This is a genomic window from Flavobacterium algicola (assembly GCF_022399565.1).
In the GTDB taxonomy this organism is placed as follows: Bacteria; Bacteroidota; Bacteroidia; order Flavobacteriales; family Flavobacteriaceae; genus Flavobacterium; species Flavobacterium algicola.
The window spans coordinates 43,650-60,325 of record NZ_JAJTUT010000006.1 but is presented as its reverse complement, the minus strand read 5'-3'; the positions used below and the strand labels follow the sequence as shown (position 1 = coordinate 60,325).

13 protein-coding genes are annotated in these 16,676 nt (G+C 34.8%); 3 read left to right on the top strand and 10 right to left on the bottom strand.

What is annotated here, in order from left to right; genetic code table 11:
• Positions 1–31: 31 nt before the first annotated feature.
• Both LXH21_RS16640 and LXH21_RS16635 read right to left on the bottom strand, forming a co-directional pair.
• Positions 32–970 carry a mevalonate kinase family protein gene (locus tag LXH21_RS16640; protein WP_239868587.1) on the bottom strand — a complete coding sequence of 313 codons (939 nt, stop codon included), beginning with the start codon at positions 968–970 and terminating at the stop codon, positions 32–34.
• A gap of 280 nt (positions 971–1,250) precedes the next feature.
• A complete protein-coding gene (locus tag LXH21_RS16635) occupies positions 1,251–2,333 on the bottom strand; it encodes a diphosphomevalonate/mevalonate 3,5-bisphosphate decarboxylase family protein (protein WP_239868585.1) in 1,083 nt (360 codons plus the stop codon).
• 114 nt (positions 2,334–2,447) lie between these two features.
• On the opposite strand from LXH21_RS16635, the gene LXH21_RS16630 reads away from it, so the two are divergent.
• Entirely contained in the window at positions 2,448–2,924 is a 477-nt protein-coding gene (locus LXH21_RS16630) for a TspO/MBR family protein (RefSeq protein ID WP_239868583.1), read from the top strand.
• A gap of 55 nt (positions 2,925–2,979) precedes the next feature.
• Here the strand turns inward: LXH21_RS16630 and LXH21_RS16625 are convergent, their stop codons facing one another.
• The 6 genes from LXH21_RS16625 to LXH21_RS16600 all read right to left on the bottom strand — a co-directional run bounded on the left by LXH21_RS16625 (position 2,980) and on the right by LXH21_RS16600 (position 10,632).
• On the bottom strand, positions 2,980–3,705 hold the full coding sequence (locus LXH21_RS16625) for a hypothetical protein (RefSeq protein WP_239868581.1): 726 nt from the start codon (positions 3,703–3,705) through the stop codon (positions 2,980–2,982).
• A gap of 213 nt (positions 3,706–3,918) precedes the next feature.
• Complete coding sequence (locus LXH21_RS16620; RefSeq protein ID WP_239868578.1) at positions 3,919–5,553, bottom strand: BACON domain-containing protein; 1,635 nt, start codon at positions 5,551–5,553, stop codon at positions 3,919–3,921.
• 70 nt (positions 5,554–5,623) lie between these two features.
• Positions 5,624–6,844 carry a BaiN/RdsA family NAD(P)/FAD-dependent oxidoreductase gene (locus LXH21_RS16615; protein ID WP_239868576.1) on the bottom strand — a complete coding sequence of 407 codons (1,221 nt, stop codon included), beginning with the start codon at positions 6,842–6,844 and terminating at the stop codon, positions 5,624–5,626.
• Positions 6,845–6,873: 29 nt separating this feature from the next.
• Positions 6,874–7,551: a glycerophosphodiester phosphodiesterase gene (locus LXH21_RS16610; RefSeq protein ID WP_239868573.1), complete on the bottom strand. Its 678-nt coding sequence runs from the start codon at positions 7,549–7,551 to the stop codon at positions 6,874–6,876.
• Positions 7,552–7,825: 274 nt separating this feature from the next.
• The gene (locus tag LXH21_RS16605; RefSeq protein ID WP_239868570.1) at positions 7,826–9,634 is read right to left on the bottom strand and encodes a glycoside hydrolase family 13 protein; all 1,809 of its coding nucleotides are present in this window, start codon (positions 9,632–9,634) and stop codon (positions 7,826–7,828) included.
• A 170-nt stretch (positions 9,635–9,804) separates the two neighbouring features.
• Positions 9,805–10,632: a helix-turn-helix domain-containing protein gene (locus LXH21_RS16600; RefSeq protein WP_239868567.1), complete on the bottom strand. Its 828-nt coding sequence runs from the start codon at positions 10,630–10,632 to the stop codon at positions 9,805–9,807.
• 139 nt (positions 10,633–10,771) lie between these two features.
• Between LXH21_RS16600 and LXH21_RS16595 the strand changes: the two genes are divergently transcribed.
• Positions 10,772–12,118 (top strand): deoxyguanosinetriphosphate triphosphohydrolase, encoded by a 1,347-nt coding sequence (locus LXH21_RS16595; protein ID WP_239868564.1) that lies wholly within the window; start codon positions 10,772–10,774, stop codon positions 12,116–12,118.
• A 103-nt stretch (positions 12,119–12,221) separates the two neighbouring features.
• On the opposite strand, the gene LXH21_RS16590 is transcribed toward LXH21_RS16595, so the two are convergent.
• Together LXH21_RS16590 and LXH21_RS16585 are read right to left on the bottom strand one after the other, a co-directional pair.
• On the bottom strand, positions 12,222–13,181 hold the full coding sequence (locus LXH21_RS16590) for a DUF3078 domain-containing protein (protein ID WP_239868561.1): 960 nt from the start codon (positions 13,179–13,181) through the stop codon (positions 12,222–12,224).
• Positions 13,182–13,200: 19 nt separating this feature from the next.
• Positions 13,201–14,982, bottom strand: a complete 1,782-nt coding sequence (locus tag LXH21_RS16585; protein WP_239868557.1) for a 1-deoxy-D-xylulose-5-phosphate synthase — start codon at positions 14,980–14,982, stop codon at positions 13,201–13,203.
• 209 nt (positions 14,983–15,191) lie between these two features.
• On the opposite strand from LXH21_RS16585, the gene LXH21_RS16580 reads away from it, so the two are divergent.
• On the top strand, positions 15,192–15,635 hold the full coding sequence (locus LXH21_RS16580; RefSeq protein WP_239868554.1) for a nucleoside deaminase: 444 nt from the start codon (positions 15,192–15,194) through the stop codon (positions 15,633–15,635).
• Positions 15,636–16,676 lie beyond the last annotated feature (1,041 nt).

Genomic DNA, 16,676 nt, shown 5'->3' with positions numbered 1-16,676 from the left:
GAATTATAAAATTTTTATTTGAAGTAAACTCTTAAAATTGATATACGACTTCTAGCTTATAATCTTTTAAAGAAGCTTTGGCGCGTTCTAAATCTTCAGTAAAACCTAAGATGTAACCACCACCGCCTGAACCACATAGTTTTAAATAATAATCGTTACTGTCAATTCCTTGTTGCCATAATGCATGAAATTGTTCTGGAATCATTGGTTTGAAATGATTCAAAACGACTTTTGACAATTTTTTGGTATTTGCAAATAATGATTTCATATCACCGCCTAGGAAGTTTTCAACACAAGCATCTGTATGTTTCACAAACTGGTTTTTTAACATAGCACGAAAACCTTTATCTTTTAAGTTTTCCATGAAGATGTTCACCATTGGAGCAGTTTCTCCAACAATACCTGAATCGATCAAAAACACGGCACCTTTACCATCAAAACTTTGAGTTGGAATACCCGTTGCTTCGATATTATCTTTTGAATTGATCAAAATTGGAATACTCAAATAACTATTTAAAGGATCTAATCCAGAGCTCTTTCCATGGAAAAAACTTTCCATTTGAGAAAATATATTCTTTAATTGTAATAACTTTTCACGAGTCAAATTCTCTAAAACTGTGATTTTATCTTGTGCATACTTATCATAGATGGCTGCAACAAGTGCTCCACTACTACCTACACCATATCCTTGTGGAATACTAGAATCAAAATACATCCCTGTAGCGATGTCTTCTTTCAAAGTAGCAAAATCAAAGGTTACTAAATCCGGCTGCTCTAGTTGAAGATTCTCAAGATAAACTGCCAAGCGATTTAAACTCGCATTAGAAGCAATCGCTTCTGGAGTAGGGTTTTCGTCTCTTTTTAACGCACCGTTATAAAAATTATAAGGTATTGACAAACCCTTAGAGTCACGAATAATTCCGTATTCTCCAAAGAGTAATATTTTTGAGTAAAATAAAGGTCCTTTCATATTTTGTAAATTATCAATTTGGGGTCGGTAATTATTCTATTTTGTTAATCTTGTTTGGGTTCTGTCTAACATTAAAAAGAGAGAGAATCCTAATTTGCTTTAAATTATACTGACAATAAATCGTTGTTTGCTTTGACAGAACACATCTATATTGAGTTCTAATTACTTGCGATCTTAAAAAAATTTCTGATTTTATCTGAATGATTGAAGGTGCTTTATCAATGCTAACTTTTCTAATTGAATATCCATATTAAACTCATGAATCATAAAGATACAAAAATTACAACTGGTTTGCACCATTTCCAATTTCGTCACAAATGTACTGACCATTTTGACAATACCCAACTAATTCGTCCTGAATAAATTGCAAAACTTTTTCACTTACGTTCTTTGGATATAAAACATGAACATTTGCTCCTGCATCGAGCGTAAAGCAAACTGGTACTTTGGTTTCATTTCTGAATTTCCAAATTGCATTAATTATCTCTAATGTATTTGGTTTCATTAATATAAAATACGGCATCGAGGTCATCATCATAGCGTGCAATGTCAAAGCTTCACTTTCTACTACTTTAATGAATGCGTCCAAGTCTCCGCTTTCGAAAATAGTTATCAATTTATCTAAGTTATCATGAGCTTGTGCAAAACGTGTACTTGCGTAAGGATGGTCGTGCATTAAATCATGACCTACTGTACTTGACACCTGCTTCTCTCCTTTGTCAACTAGTAAAATGGTATCTTGGTAATTCTTGAAATTATCATGAATAACATATGGGAATTCTACTCCAAACAAGTCTGAACTTCCTGTAATGTTCGCCTGATTTCCCCACGCAACAACTTGGCCTTTTACGCTGCGACAAGCACTACCAGATCCTAACCTCGCAAGAAACGAAGCCTTTTGATAAAAATACTCATCAGTCATAGCTGGGTATAATTGTCTTTCGACACTCATTAAATTCATTGCCAAAGCCGCCATCCCAGATGCTGATGAAGCAATTCCCGAACTGTGCGGAAAAGTATTCTCGGTATCTATCGTAAAATGATAATCTTTTAGAAAAGGAAGATAGTGTGCTACTCGCTCAAAAAACTTATTTATTTTTGGTTTGAAATCTTCTTTAGACTGCCCTTCAAATAATAAATCGAATGAAAAATTAAGGCTATCTTCTTTTTTGGCAAAAGCCAGCTTAGTAATTGTTTTGCAATTATTTAAAGTAAAACTCACCGATGGATTGGCAGGTATTTGATTTTCTTTCTTGCCCCAATATTTCACTAAAGCAATATTACTTGGTGCAGTCCATTTGAAATTTCCTTTTTCAACAGTTTGTGTATATTTTGGTGGAATAAAATCGGTATCTAAAAACATGAAAGTCAATTTTTAGGCAAAGATACTTTTTTTGTCGTATCTCTATAATGCAACTATTGATTTATTACTACAATAAATTTGAGTAAATTTGCTTTTTGAAAAAAACATACCATTATGAATAAGATTACAAAAATACTTACCATTGTTGTTACTTGTTTAGCAATAGGTTATTACGCTAGTACAGTTACGCAATCTGCAATTACCAATTGGTACCCAACTTTGATCAAGCCAAGCTTTAACCCTCCTAATTGGGTATTCGCTCGTGTTTGGAGTTTATTATATGTCATGATGGGAGTAGCGGCAGGATTAGTTTGGGATCGAATCGATTATGAACAAGAAATAGTCAAAAAGGCACTAATTGTATTTGCCGTTCAATTGGGGCTAAATGCACTTTGGTCCTATTTGTTCTTTGGTCTTCACAACCCTTTATTGGCACTAATAGAAATTGTAATTCTATGGTTATTGGTATATGAAACTTACATACAATTTAGTAAAATAAATAAAATATCTGGTTACTTATTCTTGCCGTATTTGGCCTGGGTAAGTTTCGCAATGGTCTTAAATGGAAGTATTTGGTGGCTAAACCGTTAAATTTTTACGGGAATGTACGAATAGGTTTTAGATAAATATTTTAAATCTCTGAGACCTATTGTTTTTTAAATTCTAAGCTTTTTTTATATAAAAAATCCATTGTACTTAATTTATTATTGGTATTGAGAATTTCAAGTGACTCATCATCAGTCTCACAGAATTCTAAAAACAACATGACTTCTTCTGGCTTTAAATTTAAAGTTTTTGTGAAGTAGCTCGTACTGCAGCTCGCTTTTGCAAACTCTTGAAAATTACTTAGCGGTAATTCTTCTTGACGAGGTTTTTTGTTTTTCTTAAATAAGTCAATCAATTTACCTCCCAATCTAGCAAAGTCAATTCCTGCAGTAGTCCCCATATTCACGCCTGTGACTTTCAATGCACTTGTGCTTTTGTCCAGCGCATACGTATCTACCTTACCCCTTTCCCAACTCCTATCGCCACTCAATTTAACAGATGGCGTGTTTGACACTACAACTTCCTTTAATTCTTCTGGTATCAAAGCGATGTCTATGACCACATTATTTGTATTTATTATATCTGCTGTGACTTTTATTTTTTTGAAATTATGGTCTTTTGAGACGAAGACAAGTTCTTCATTAAGTTTTGCGGCTATAGAAAAATCACCATTGTCGTCTGATACCGTAAGAGTTCGAGTTGTAGCATTAATCACCTCTACTTTAGACACACCATAAGTATTAAAAATTATTTTACCTGTCACAACTTGTGCAATACACATTTGAGCAGCAAAAAGAAGTAATATGGTAAATAACTTGAACTTCATTGTTTCTAATATAATATCTAAAAGTAAAATTAGTTGATTCTTCTTAACAAATTCTTAGTAAATATGTAAATCCATGTTAATACTGTCATTATCGAAGATGACATAGCAATCTGATTATCAAATAAACAGAAAAGCTGCTCTATACCTTTAGAACAGCTTTTACAATTTACTTTCACTATCGTTAGCTTTTTAACTTTCGAACTAATAGAGTCATTACTGAACGAGCATTTTTTGAATAGCCCACTCATTTACTAAGCCTGAACCTTTGGCTTTGGTCAATACGTAAATAACATTACCTGAAGAATTGCTAAATACAAAGTGAGGTTCTGCATCAAAATAATTAAACCCACCTGTCGTATTTTGCACTTGATACTTTTCTAATTCAAGTTTGTTTTTAAAGTTTAGATTGATAGCGTTATAAGTGTAGATGTAAGGCAACCTTTCATTTTGCCAAACATTACCCGAATTTATGATGACGAATAAATTATCTTTTGCAGCTGAATGATTAAGCCATTCTATATTCGAATCGGCAGTAATACTACCATTGTAAATCATATCTGAAGTTTTAATATCAGAAGTTTTTAATACTGTTTTACCTCTTGTGAAAATTCTGTTTCCATCTTCCGTAAACCATAAATTTCCAGACATTGGGTAATCACCATGGTAAGGAGAGTCATAAAGCATGTTTGCAACGCCATTCTGAATATCATACTTTTCAATATCTGAAGGACTTAGTCCGTTGTCTGCTCCGTAAATATACTTACCAGACGGATGTAATCTTCCTTTTGTTCCTGCATAAATTGAACCACCAGTGCTATATGTTTCATTATCATTTGATAAATTCATATTGATACACCTAATATACGTCCATTGATTTTCTTTAGGAAATACGTATGCCCACTTATTATTACCTAATACAATATCGAGTGCAAAACATGACGAACTGTAAGTTTTTATAATTGATTTTGTTTTTAAATTGATATAAGTGATATGCCCATCGTGACCTACAACCGCAGTTTCTCCATCTTGTGATACAGATACACAAGTTGGCGTGTATACTAATGGAACCGTCTCCATACTTGATGTACTAGGATTATATATTGATAATTTTGACGGATTTGCTGATACAAAAACCAATTGATCTTTAACCTTGGAATATTCAGCATCCATTACATCACCCACTACCATTGATTTCAGCTCTTTAAAATTATCGACAGTAACAGCAATTGTTTCTGCACTGTTGTTAATCTTTAAGTTTAAGTTGAAACTGGTCAATCCATTTGGGAAACCATCTCTATTGATAGTTACTGCAATTTCTTTTTGACCACGAACTTCAATTGTGCCTGAATTTGAAGATAATGTGGTTTTTGTGTTTTGATTGTCAATAGTATATGACAATGGAACATTACCGTTGTTCTTTATTGTAAATTTTACTTCATTATCGCTAATAGAGAAATTGAGGGTTTTGGGAACAGTGTACGTCAAATTATCTCCAACAATTGCTTGCAAAAGAATTGTTTTGTTTCCTAGTGTTGTCGTAAATTCCAAATTACCTTCATAGGTTCCGGGCTGTAAATTTGTTAGATCTGAAGTTAATATTATTTCATTAATACCATTCGAGGCATTTAAATTTCCAGATTTACGATCAGCCTTAACCCAACTAGGCATTGAAGTAATTTGATAATCACAATCTGATTTTGGATTTGTTGAGATATAAAGAGATTTTGTTTCAGAACCTTTAAAAACTACAGTTTCTTCTGAGAAAACTAATTCTGCTCCATCAAGATTATCTGATACACAACTAAAAAGAGAAACTATTATGGCAACAAAGAGTAATGTTTTTTTCATTTGCTAAGTTTTGAATTACCTCAGTTTGAAAGTATAATCTGAGTTTGGGCAAATATATATAAAAAAACGTTTAAATTGCATTTGCTACGATAAATCCACTGGTCCATGCGTTTTGAAAATTAAAACCTCCAGTTATCGCATCAATATTTACAATTTCACCAGCAAAATAGAGGTTTTCATGCAACTTACTTTCCATTGTTTTAAAATTAATTTCCTTTAAATCAATTCCTCCAGCGGTAACAAACTCTTCTTTAAAAGTACTTTTCCCATTGACTTGAAACACACCATTTGTCAATTGATTGGATAAACTTTGTAATTGCACTTTGGACAAGTCTGCCCATTTTGTGTCAATATCAATTGCTGAAGCCAGCACTAAACTTTCCCACAAACGATTAGGAAAATCAAATGGAGATTTTTTTGAAACCGCTTTTTTGGCATGTTCTTGTTTCAGTTCTTTTAATTTTTTCTCTGCATCTACTGCATCTGTATCATTTAACCAATTTACATAAATAGAAAATTGATAATTTTTGTCATGTAAGATTCGGGCGCCCCAAGCGGATAATTTCAACACTGCAGGGCCACTCATTCCCCAGTGGGTAATAAGCAGTGGTCCCGTTGACTCCAGTTTTGTATTTTTAACTTTGACCGTAGCCAATGCAGCAACACCAGGTAATTCTTTAATTCGAGTATCTTTGATGTTAAATGTAAATAAGGACGGAACCGGATTTATAATTGCATGACCATAAGTTTGCAGCATTTCCCATATTTTAGGATTGCTACCCGTAGCAAGAATTAATTTTTCGGCCACGTAATTTCCAGTTTGGGTTTCTACTTTCCAAATATTGCCTTTCGACATTTCAGGTTTAAAAATAGATTGAACACTTTGACCAGTTAGAACTTTAATTCCAAGTTTTTGAGTAGCTTGTAAAAAGCAGTCGATGATTGATTGAGATGAATTAGAAACTGGAAACATCCTGCCATCTTCCTCAATTTTTAACTCCACACCATGCTTTTCAAACCATTCTATAGTATCTCCCGAACAAAACTGATGAAAAGGACCTCTTAATTCTTTTTCTCCTCTAGGGTAGAACTTCACCAATTCGTTTGGCTCAAAGCAAGCATGTGTCACATTGCAACGCCCACCACCCGAAACACGAACTTTTTGTAATACTTCATTACCACGTTCTAGTATCACAACCTTTAATTTAGGGTTTTTCTCAACAATATTTATTGCCGTAAAAAATCCAGCTGCACCACCACCTACTATAATTATATCAAAATCTTGATTCATCTTATTCTTGTTTTTGCACAACGCAAAATTTATAATCTATCGGGATAATCAGATATGATTCCGTCCACTTTAAATGTTTTCATTCGCTCTATATCCTCCATCTCATTAACTGTCCAGGTAAAAACTTCAAAACCTTGATTTTGTATTTCGAGAACATTTTCTTTAGTTAATAAATGAAAGTCTGGATTAATACTTTTGGCTTTTATATTTTTGGCAAATACTACTGCCTCATCAAGATCTTCCTCTGTTAAAACACCTATAGGAATGGCCGAATTTAAATCATTGACTTTTTCTAAAGCCTTCCAGTCAAAACTCGAAACTAAAAATCGGGAGTATTTCCAATTTTTATTCGACACATATTCCTCAATTAAACGAACGACTTTCTCGGTTGACTCAAAGCTTTTGATTTCAATGTTGATATCGCACTTATCCGCGATCAAATCTAGAACCTGCGTTAAGGTTGGAATAATTTGTTCACCTTCGATACAAAAATTTTGAATTTGCAAAAGCGTTAATTCATTTACATTGCCTGTTCCGTTTGTCGTTCTATCGATAGTTTCATCATGAATGACAACAATCTCTCCGTCCTTGCTCAAATGAACATCTAGCTCAATTTGATCAACATGAAATGAAATTGCTTTTTCAAAGCCTAGTAAAGTATTCTCTGGTTTATGACCTCGAGCACCACGATGACCTATTTTTAGCATAAAAATAATTTTTAGCAAAGGTACATAAACTAGTCAAAGCTCCATATTTATTAGCTGCGAAGATAAATGGTAATTTGAGCAATTTTTTATAGATGCTACAAAAAGTGACTATGTAGAAATTTATTATTTAAAAGTGTCAATATACTCCCAAATAACATTAGGTAATAAGCAGGTAAATCCAAATTGCAAATTCAGTTTTTTTTTCTGATTCTACAGATTAACACCTACCTTAATCAAACTTTATTAGAGGATCAATAACAAAATGATTAGCTATTTACCTCAACTCTAAGATTAAAAAAGATTTTCCTTCGATCGAAATATCATTGATTAGTTCTATTTCTTCATTTGTAAAAACAGATAAGCCTGTTGTGAACTTTTCTATATTTTCTTTGAATCGAATTGTTCTTACTGTACCCATTTCAGTCTTATTATTGATAATTACCATAATTGAATCTTCATTATTATATCGAAAGTAGACATAAATATTATCCTCCGGAATATAGTGTGTTGTTTTGCCAAAATGAATAGCTGCTTTTGTCTTCCGCCATTGAAATAATTGAGAGGTAAACTCAAAATAAGCTTTCTGATCCTCTGTGCGTCCTTCTGCATAAAAAGCATTGCTCGCATCTCCTACCCAACCACCTGGAAAATCCTGTCTAATATCGGCGTCACCCATAAAATATTGATCTCCTGCCATTCCTACTTCTGAACCATAATACAACTGCGGGATTCCGCGCACAGTAGCTAGCACAACCATCGCCAGCTTGTACTTTTGTAAGTCCAGTTCGTAGCAGTGATTCAACCTCTTGGAATCATGATTTTCAGCAAAAATCAATAAATTATGCACATTAGGATACAAAAAGTCAAATGTGAGTGAGTCATAAATCCTCGTCATCCCTTTGTCCCACATCCCATCATCATCATTAAAAGCCAACTGCAACGCATCACAAAGGGAAAAATCCATCAAGGAAGGTAAGTTGGAATTAAAATTATAAATTTCACCCGTTTTACTGTCCTTTTGCCAGTATGACAAAATTCCGTGATTGCGTTGGGTTATTTCCCCGACCATGTTAAAATTGGGATACTCAGTCATGATTGCTTTCGTCCACTTCACCATTTGCAATGGTTCGGCATAATTGAAGGTGTCAATCCGTAAACCGTCTAGATTAGCATATTCAATCCACCAAATTGCATTTTGAGTTAAATATTTAAGCACCAGCGGATTTGTTATATTGAGATCAGGCATGCTGGGAACAAACCAGCCTTCTATGCATTGCTGTCTGTCGATTTTTGAGGCATTGACGTCGATAACGGTAGTACGCTTATGATTTGTTTGTACATAGGTTTCAAAAGTATTGATCCAATCTTTTGTCGGTGGATCTTTGACCATCCAGTGCTGTAATCCCCAATGATTAGTTACATAGTCATGAATTAATTTCATTCCGCGCTGGTGCAGTCCTTCAGACAAGCGAACATAATCTTCATTTGTTCCAAAGCGAGGATCTACCTTATATACGTCTGATTGCGCATAGGTGTGATAAGAGAACTCGGCTTCATTATCTTCACAAACAGGAGTATTCCACAAAGCAGTTACGCCCAAGGACTGTATGTAATCTAAATGCTGTGTAATACCATTAATATCTCCACCATGACGACCGCCAGGCAATTCTCTATTGTACTTTTCGGTTACTGTTTTATCATTGTCATTAAGTCCGTTGCCATTAGCAAAACGGTCTGGCATGATGAGATAGACAACATCCGAGGAATCAAAGCCTTTACGATCTGCCGAATTTTTACGACGTTGTTTAATGCTGTATTTTTGACTGAATAAAATTTTATTATTTCTTTTAAAAATAAATAGAATTTCCTTTTCAATCTCCCAATTCACATTAATCGTTACAAATATAAAGTTGGCATTATCCGTTTTGGTGACTTTGATAATGATGCCCTGTTCTGTAGTTTCTACAAAATTTTTAGCAATATTTTCGCCGTAAAATAAGATTTGCAATTCCTTATTACACATACCCGCATACCAGAAAGGCGGTTCAATTCTTTGAATAGGAGAATCCTTTTTTGAAGTCATGGTGGGGCTAAGATTGAAATGGGATCTGTTATCAAAAATACGACTTTAAGAAAGACAAATCACCAACAAAAAGAATTTTAGTGCAATAGCATGCTGGTGCTCCTACTTTTGTCATATGAATTAAGAATGAAATCGAACTAGAATCAATAAATGTATTTCTACTTTAAAAATTAAGCTACTAACGATTTTTTAAAATCTGAGGGAGAGAGACCTTCTGCTTTTTTGAAAAATTTGCTAAAGGCTTGAATATCCTCATAACCAACTTCATAAGCAATTTCCTTGATTGTTAAATCAGAATAATGAAGCAGTCGACGGGCTTCGAGTACAATTCGGGCTTGAATAATTTGCAAGGGTGATTTTTCGTTGTATTTCTTAAATAGATTCGAAAGAGTTTTGGGACTTTTATGTAACATCTCGGCATAATCAGCAACTTGATGCTTGGTTTTAAAATGGCTCTCGACCAAGTAATTGTATTCTCTCACAATATCTAATTGATTTTTATCGAAAGTAGTGAGCTCCGTTTGTTCCTTATAAATTCGAGTACTTAAGATGAGAAGACGCTTAAGCATCATTTGGAGCATATCATTTTGAAGACTGTCTTTAGATTCCATTTCGATAATAAACATCTTCCAAAGAACTTCAAACTTTTCTATTTCATTTTCTGGAATAGTTATTTTTGGAAACTGGGAAGCTCCAAAGAACAAAATTCCCTTGCACCCCACCTCACCATCATGGTCGGATATACAATAGAAAGCACGATTAAATCGCACCAATCGTGCTTTTGTAACAGATACGATCGTGACTTTGTGGTATTCGGTCAAAAATAAAACCGTGTCTTTTGCAAATACATAGTCATTACCATCAACATTTACTTTCATATCCTCTTGACACCAAATTACGCTTAAACTTTCGCCTACTTTCTCTCTGAGCAGTTCACAATTGCTAGCATCAATTTCGGCTAATCGTACAAATTCATTGAGCTGACCAGTATATAACATGTTTACAGAGTATTTGGGAATCCTAAAATTAGTTCAAAATTCTCAAATAGACGTACGTTTTAGAAATCCTTACAAAATTATTGCTATTGCTCGCTTTTAAGTATCTTTGAAACCAATCTAAATTACACAAAACAATACCATGAACTGGGAACAACTTTTATCATTAAGGCGTCAGGGAGACAAAGGCAAAAGGTTACGTATCGAACAAGATGACACTAGATTGGGTTTTGAAGTTGATTATGATCGAATTATTTTCTCGGCAGCTTTTAGAAGTTTACAAGACAAGACACAGGTGATTCCGCTTTCAAAAACAGATTTTGTACACACCCGATTGACACATAGTTTGGAAGTTTCGGTTGTGGGTCGTTCTTTGGGCCGTTTGGTAGGAAAGAAGATTATTGAAAAACACCCACATTTAAAAGAAGTTCACGGCTTTCATATGAATGACTTTGGCGCTATTGTAGCTGCGGCATCATTGGCACATGATATAGGAAATCCACCATTTGGCCATTCAGGTGAAAAAGCAATTGGTGAATATTTCTCTATAGGAAACGGACAACAATATAAAGAGCATCTAACTCCAAAGCAGTGGCAAGATTTGGTTGATTTTGAAGGAAATGCAAATGGCTTTACAGTTCTTACCAGTACCCGTCCGGGAATTGAAGGAGGCTTAAGAATTTCGTTTGCAACGCTTGGTGCTTTTACCAAATATCCAAAAGAAAGCTTACCTAAGAAACCTACTCAAAATATTGCAGATAAAAAATATGGTTTCTTTCAAACTGATAAGGAGTTTTTTAAAGAAGTAGCAACAGATTTAGGGATGATCCCAAATAAATCAGGAGATGATACAGGTTTTGAGAGGCATCCTCTTGCTTACTTGGTCGAAGCTGCAGATGATATTTGCTACACAATTATTGATTTTGAGGATGGTATTAATCTTGGACTTGTGTCTGAAGATTTCGCTTTAGAATACCTAATCAATCTTGTAAAAGACAGTATTGATAGTTCAAAATACAAAACACTTGAGACAAAAGAAGACCGTATTAGTTATTTGCGAGCTTTGGCAATTGGGAGTTTGATTAGTGATGCCGTAAATGTTTTTATCGAAAATGAAGAAGCTATTCTTGCCGGAAAATTTCCCTATTCGATAATGGATAAGAGCAAGTACAAAGCGCAGATGAAAGATATAATTAATTTGAGCGTTGATAAAATATACCAAAGTCGTGAAGTGATTGAAAAAGAAATTGTTGGCTATCAAATTATCCAGACATTATTGGACAAATTTATCACAGCTTTTAACAATTGCCATGATGGTAAGGGTTCAAATTATGACGCTTTGATTATGAAACTTTTACCCGAAAAACATCATATTGCAAAAGAAAGTTTATACGACCGTCTTTTACACATGTGTCATTTCATCTCATTGCTTACTGATGGTAATGCATTAGAATTATTCAATACTATCAACGGTAAGAAGGGTATCTAGATTATTTGAATGTAAATTATATTATTAAACTCCAGTAATCTTTTAATATAAAATATCTTTTTCTTGCAGTCATTTGTACTGCAAGAAAAAGATATTTTTTTTACTAGAAACTGTATGTCATACCAACTCCCAGGACTTGTTTCAACTGCGTTTTTGGACCTACAGTAACTTGTTCTCCGTTAATTTCGTCCTTAGCCTTAATATCATCATCATAAATTATATGCATACCAATATTGGTTTTTACATATTGATTTACAACTAAGTCAAATGCTAGTTCGTAATCTATATCAACATTTCCATATTTATTGATGTAGTCAGAATACAAACTTAAACGGTTTTCTAATGTGATATTTTTGGCCACTTTTTGCTTGTGATAAGCAGTTATTAAAGTACCTAACTCTGATTTGACTTTTTCACCATGCTTAACCAAATTCCCATCCTCATCATAAATTGCTTTCGGCACACCGAAAGATCCCTTATCGGCCAGTCTTTGATTACCAACATAAGTAACCTTTGAAGTAAAAGGTGAGAAATAAAATAATCTATCCTTTTTCTCTGAAGCATATTCGGCACCAACTCCTAAAAAGGAATATGCGGGAGCAAATGGCCCTGAGACTGATATTTCTGTATTGGGGTAGCTGTAACCGTTTGAAAATTGTGTATTGAAATTAAACTTGGCACTGTGGTACCAATTGGAATTTGTATTCTCGCGGTAACCAAAAGTAGAAGTAAACTGAAAAGCATCATCTGTCTTACGCACAGAGATTCCATCTTGTTTATTTAATCCATAACGCATTATAAGTTCGTTGGCCCACTTAGTGTTATCGTTGGAATAATTTCTATTAAATTGTGTTCTTAGCAAACCAGAAATAGAATTGGTCCCCCCCGCATTCCAGTTCACAAATAGAATTTCTGAAATTGTAAAACCTATGATGTTTTTCTTTTCCCAGTGTGAGATACTATCTACCTTTACAGGTATTGGATTTAAACTCGTTATAATTTTCTGCGAAAATGCAGAAGTCGTAATGATCAAACAAAGGAGAGTAATATGAATTAATTTCATCTGTAACTTTTTTTTATTTTTATAAGCCTAAAAAATGGCTGGTCAAACTTCTAACGTCTATTTTACACATATGTTGCAATTCATCGACTGTTCCATGCTCAATAAATGTATCAGGCACTCCTAATTTTTCTACCGGAAGCACATAATTATTTTGTGAACAAAAGTTCAAAATCGATGCACCAAACCCACCAATTACTGTGCCATCCTCGACTGTTAAAATTTTTTTGAAGGTTTTACATATATAATGTAAGGTTTTTTCATCCAAAGGTTTAACAAAAGGAAAATCATAGTGTGCAATTTTGTCTTGCTCACCTAAATTATGAATCGCAGCGGTAACATTTTTACCAATGGGTCCATTTGATAGTACTGCTACAGTTGTTCCTTGTCGCAAACATTTTGATTGTCCTATTTCTAACTCCGTATAATTACCTAAATGATCTTTTTGCCAATTGAGTGTTACGCCACGGCCACGCGGGTAACGAATCACAATTGGAAAATCAATACCCAGCTGAACAGTATATAAAATATTTTGTAACTCAATCTCATTCAGCGGTGAGAAGATAACCATGTTTGGTATGCACCTCAAATAAGCTATATCATAAACACCATGGTGAGTTGCCCCATCCTCTCCTACCAATCCTGCCCTATCCAAACAAAATATTACAGGTAAATTTTGCAAAGCTACATCATGTATTACTTGATCATACGCACGTTGCAAAAAAGTAGAATAAATGTTGCAGTACACTATCATACCCTGTGTCGCCATTCCTGCAGCGAGAGTTACAGCATGTTGTTCTGCAATTCCCACATCAAATGCGCGTTCTGGTAACGCTTCCATCATAAATTTTAATGAACTCCCAGAAGGCATTGCGGGGGTGATTCCTATAATTTTTTTATTTTTCTTCGCTAAGTCCAACAATGTTAAACCAAACACATCCTGGTATTTTGGCGGTAAATTTTCTTCTGATTTTAAATAAATCTCTCCCGATAATGCATCAAATTTGCCTGGAGCATGATACTTTACTTGGTCTTCTTCGGCTTGCTTTAATCCCTTTCCTTTGATTGTAATAATATGCAGGAATTTTGGACCTTTAATTTTTTGCAATCTCTTTAATTCTTTAACTACAGCAGCCATATCATTCCCATCAATTGGTCCTGAATAATCAAAATTCAAAGATTTGATCATATTATTTTGGCGGTGATTCTTACCTGTTTTGACTGCAGTCAAATAGTTTTTTAAAGCACCCACGCTTGGATCAATTCCGATAGCATTATCATTTAAGATCACTAGAAGATTAGCATCTGTTACTCCAGCATGATTCAATCCTTCAAATGCCATTCCGGATGCAATCGAAGCATCTCCAATTACGGCAATGTGTTGTTTTTCGAATTCCCCTTTCAAATTAGAAGCAATTGCCATTCCTAGTGCTGCTGAGATGGAAGTGGACGAGTGGCCGACACCAAAAGCATCGTATACACTTTCACTCCTTTTAGGAAAACCCGAGATACCACCCATCTGCCTATTCGTATCAAAGCGCGCTCTTCTTTCTGTTAAAATCTTGTGACCATAAGCTTGGTGTCCCACATCCCAAATTAGCAAATCATCTGGAGTGTTAAAAACATAATGCAAAGCAACGGTTAATTCAACTACTCCCAAACTCGCTCCCAAATGCCCCTCTTTCACAGCCACTACTCCAATAATAAAATCACGAAGTTCTTGTGCTAATTGAGGTAATTGCGCTTCGGTAAGAAGACGCAAATCGGTTGGGTTGTAGATATTTTGGAGAAGATTGTTTTTCATATTATTGTAAAAAGCGAATTTACGGTTTTAATTTTATTTGCTTTTACTGTCTGATAAAACTTTTAATAATGCCTTTCTATTTGCAGTATTCTTCTATTAAAAACTATCGCAGCCACACAACGCTTCTGCAAGCAACAGGTCCAGATTTCACAGGACCATTATTTTAAATTGAGATTATTTTAATAATTTGAAAATTGTACTTTTACAGCATGATAGATTTTTTTTCTGATGATTATTTGATGAAATTGGCGTTACAAGAAGCTCAGGCCGCTTTTCAAAAAGGCGAAATACCCGTGGGTGCCATTATCGTTGTAGACAACCGCATCATTGCACGTTCGCATAATCTTACCGAATTACTCAATGATGTAACTGCTCATGCCGAGATGCAAGCTATTACAGCTGCAGCTAATTTCTTGGGTGGAAAATATCTAAAAGACTGTACTTTATATGTTACTCTAGAGCCTTGTCAAATGTGTGCAGGAGCTTTGTATTGGAGTCAAATTTCAAAAATTGTATTTGGCGCGAGTGATGACCATCGTGGATTTGAAAAAATGGGCGGACAACTACACCCCAAAACAACCGTTGTACGTGGTGTACTTGCGGATGAAGCTTCCGACTTAATGAAACGTTTCTTTGCCGAGAGAAGAAAATAATAGGACTCGGATAATAGAATATTTTACAACTTCCCTACAACTCATAGTTTGTCTCGTTGAAAGCGTCTCAGCAGCTTTGAGCCTATTGCTTAGAGAGTCTTGCAGAGTGCCAAATGGTATGTAATAAAATTTGTGTGCATTGCATTGTCCAATAATAATCCTCAATCAACTTCCATTTAGTTTGTCTCGCTAAAAGCGTCTCAGCAGCTTTGAGTCTATTGAGTAGAGACTCTTTCAGAGTGACAAATATTGTGTTATAAATTTTGTGCATGGCGTTGTCCAATAATGATCCTCGATCAACTTCCATTCAGTTTGTCTCGCTGAAAGCAGCTCAGCAGCTTTGTGTCTATTGCGTAGAGACTCTTTCAAAGTGACAAATATTGTGTTATAAATTTTGTGTGCATGGCATTGTCCAATAATAATCTTCGATCAACTTCCATTCAGTTTGTCTAGCTGAAAGCGTCTCAGCAGCTTTGAGTCTATTGCGTAGAGACTCTTTCAGAGTAACAAATATTGTGCATGGCATTGTCCAATAATGATTCTCGATCAACTTCCATTCAGTTTGTCTCGCTGAAAGCATCTCAGCAGCTTTGTGTCTATTGCGTAGAGACTCTTGCAGAGTGACAGACATTGTGTTATAAATTTTGTGCATTGCATTGTCCAATAATGATCCTCGATCAACTTCCATTCAGTTTGTCTCGCTGAAAGCGTCTCAGCAACTGTGAGTCTGCTGCGTAGTGACTCTTTTAGAGTGACAAATGGTGCGTGAATAAGCTTGTGTGCTTAGGGTTGTCCAATAATGATCTTCGATCTACTTCCTACATTCAGTTTGTCTCGCTGAAAGCGTCTAAGCAGTTTTGAGTCTATTGCATAGTGACTCTTTCAGAGTGACAGATGGTGCGTGAATAAGTTTGTGTGCATGGCATTACCCAACAATTATCCTCAATAAACTTCATTACAGTTTGTCTCGCTGAAAGCGTCTCAGCAGCTTTGAGTCAATTTCGTAGAGACTCTTGCAGAGTGACAAATGGTGCATGAATA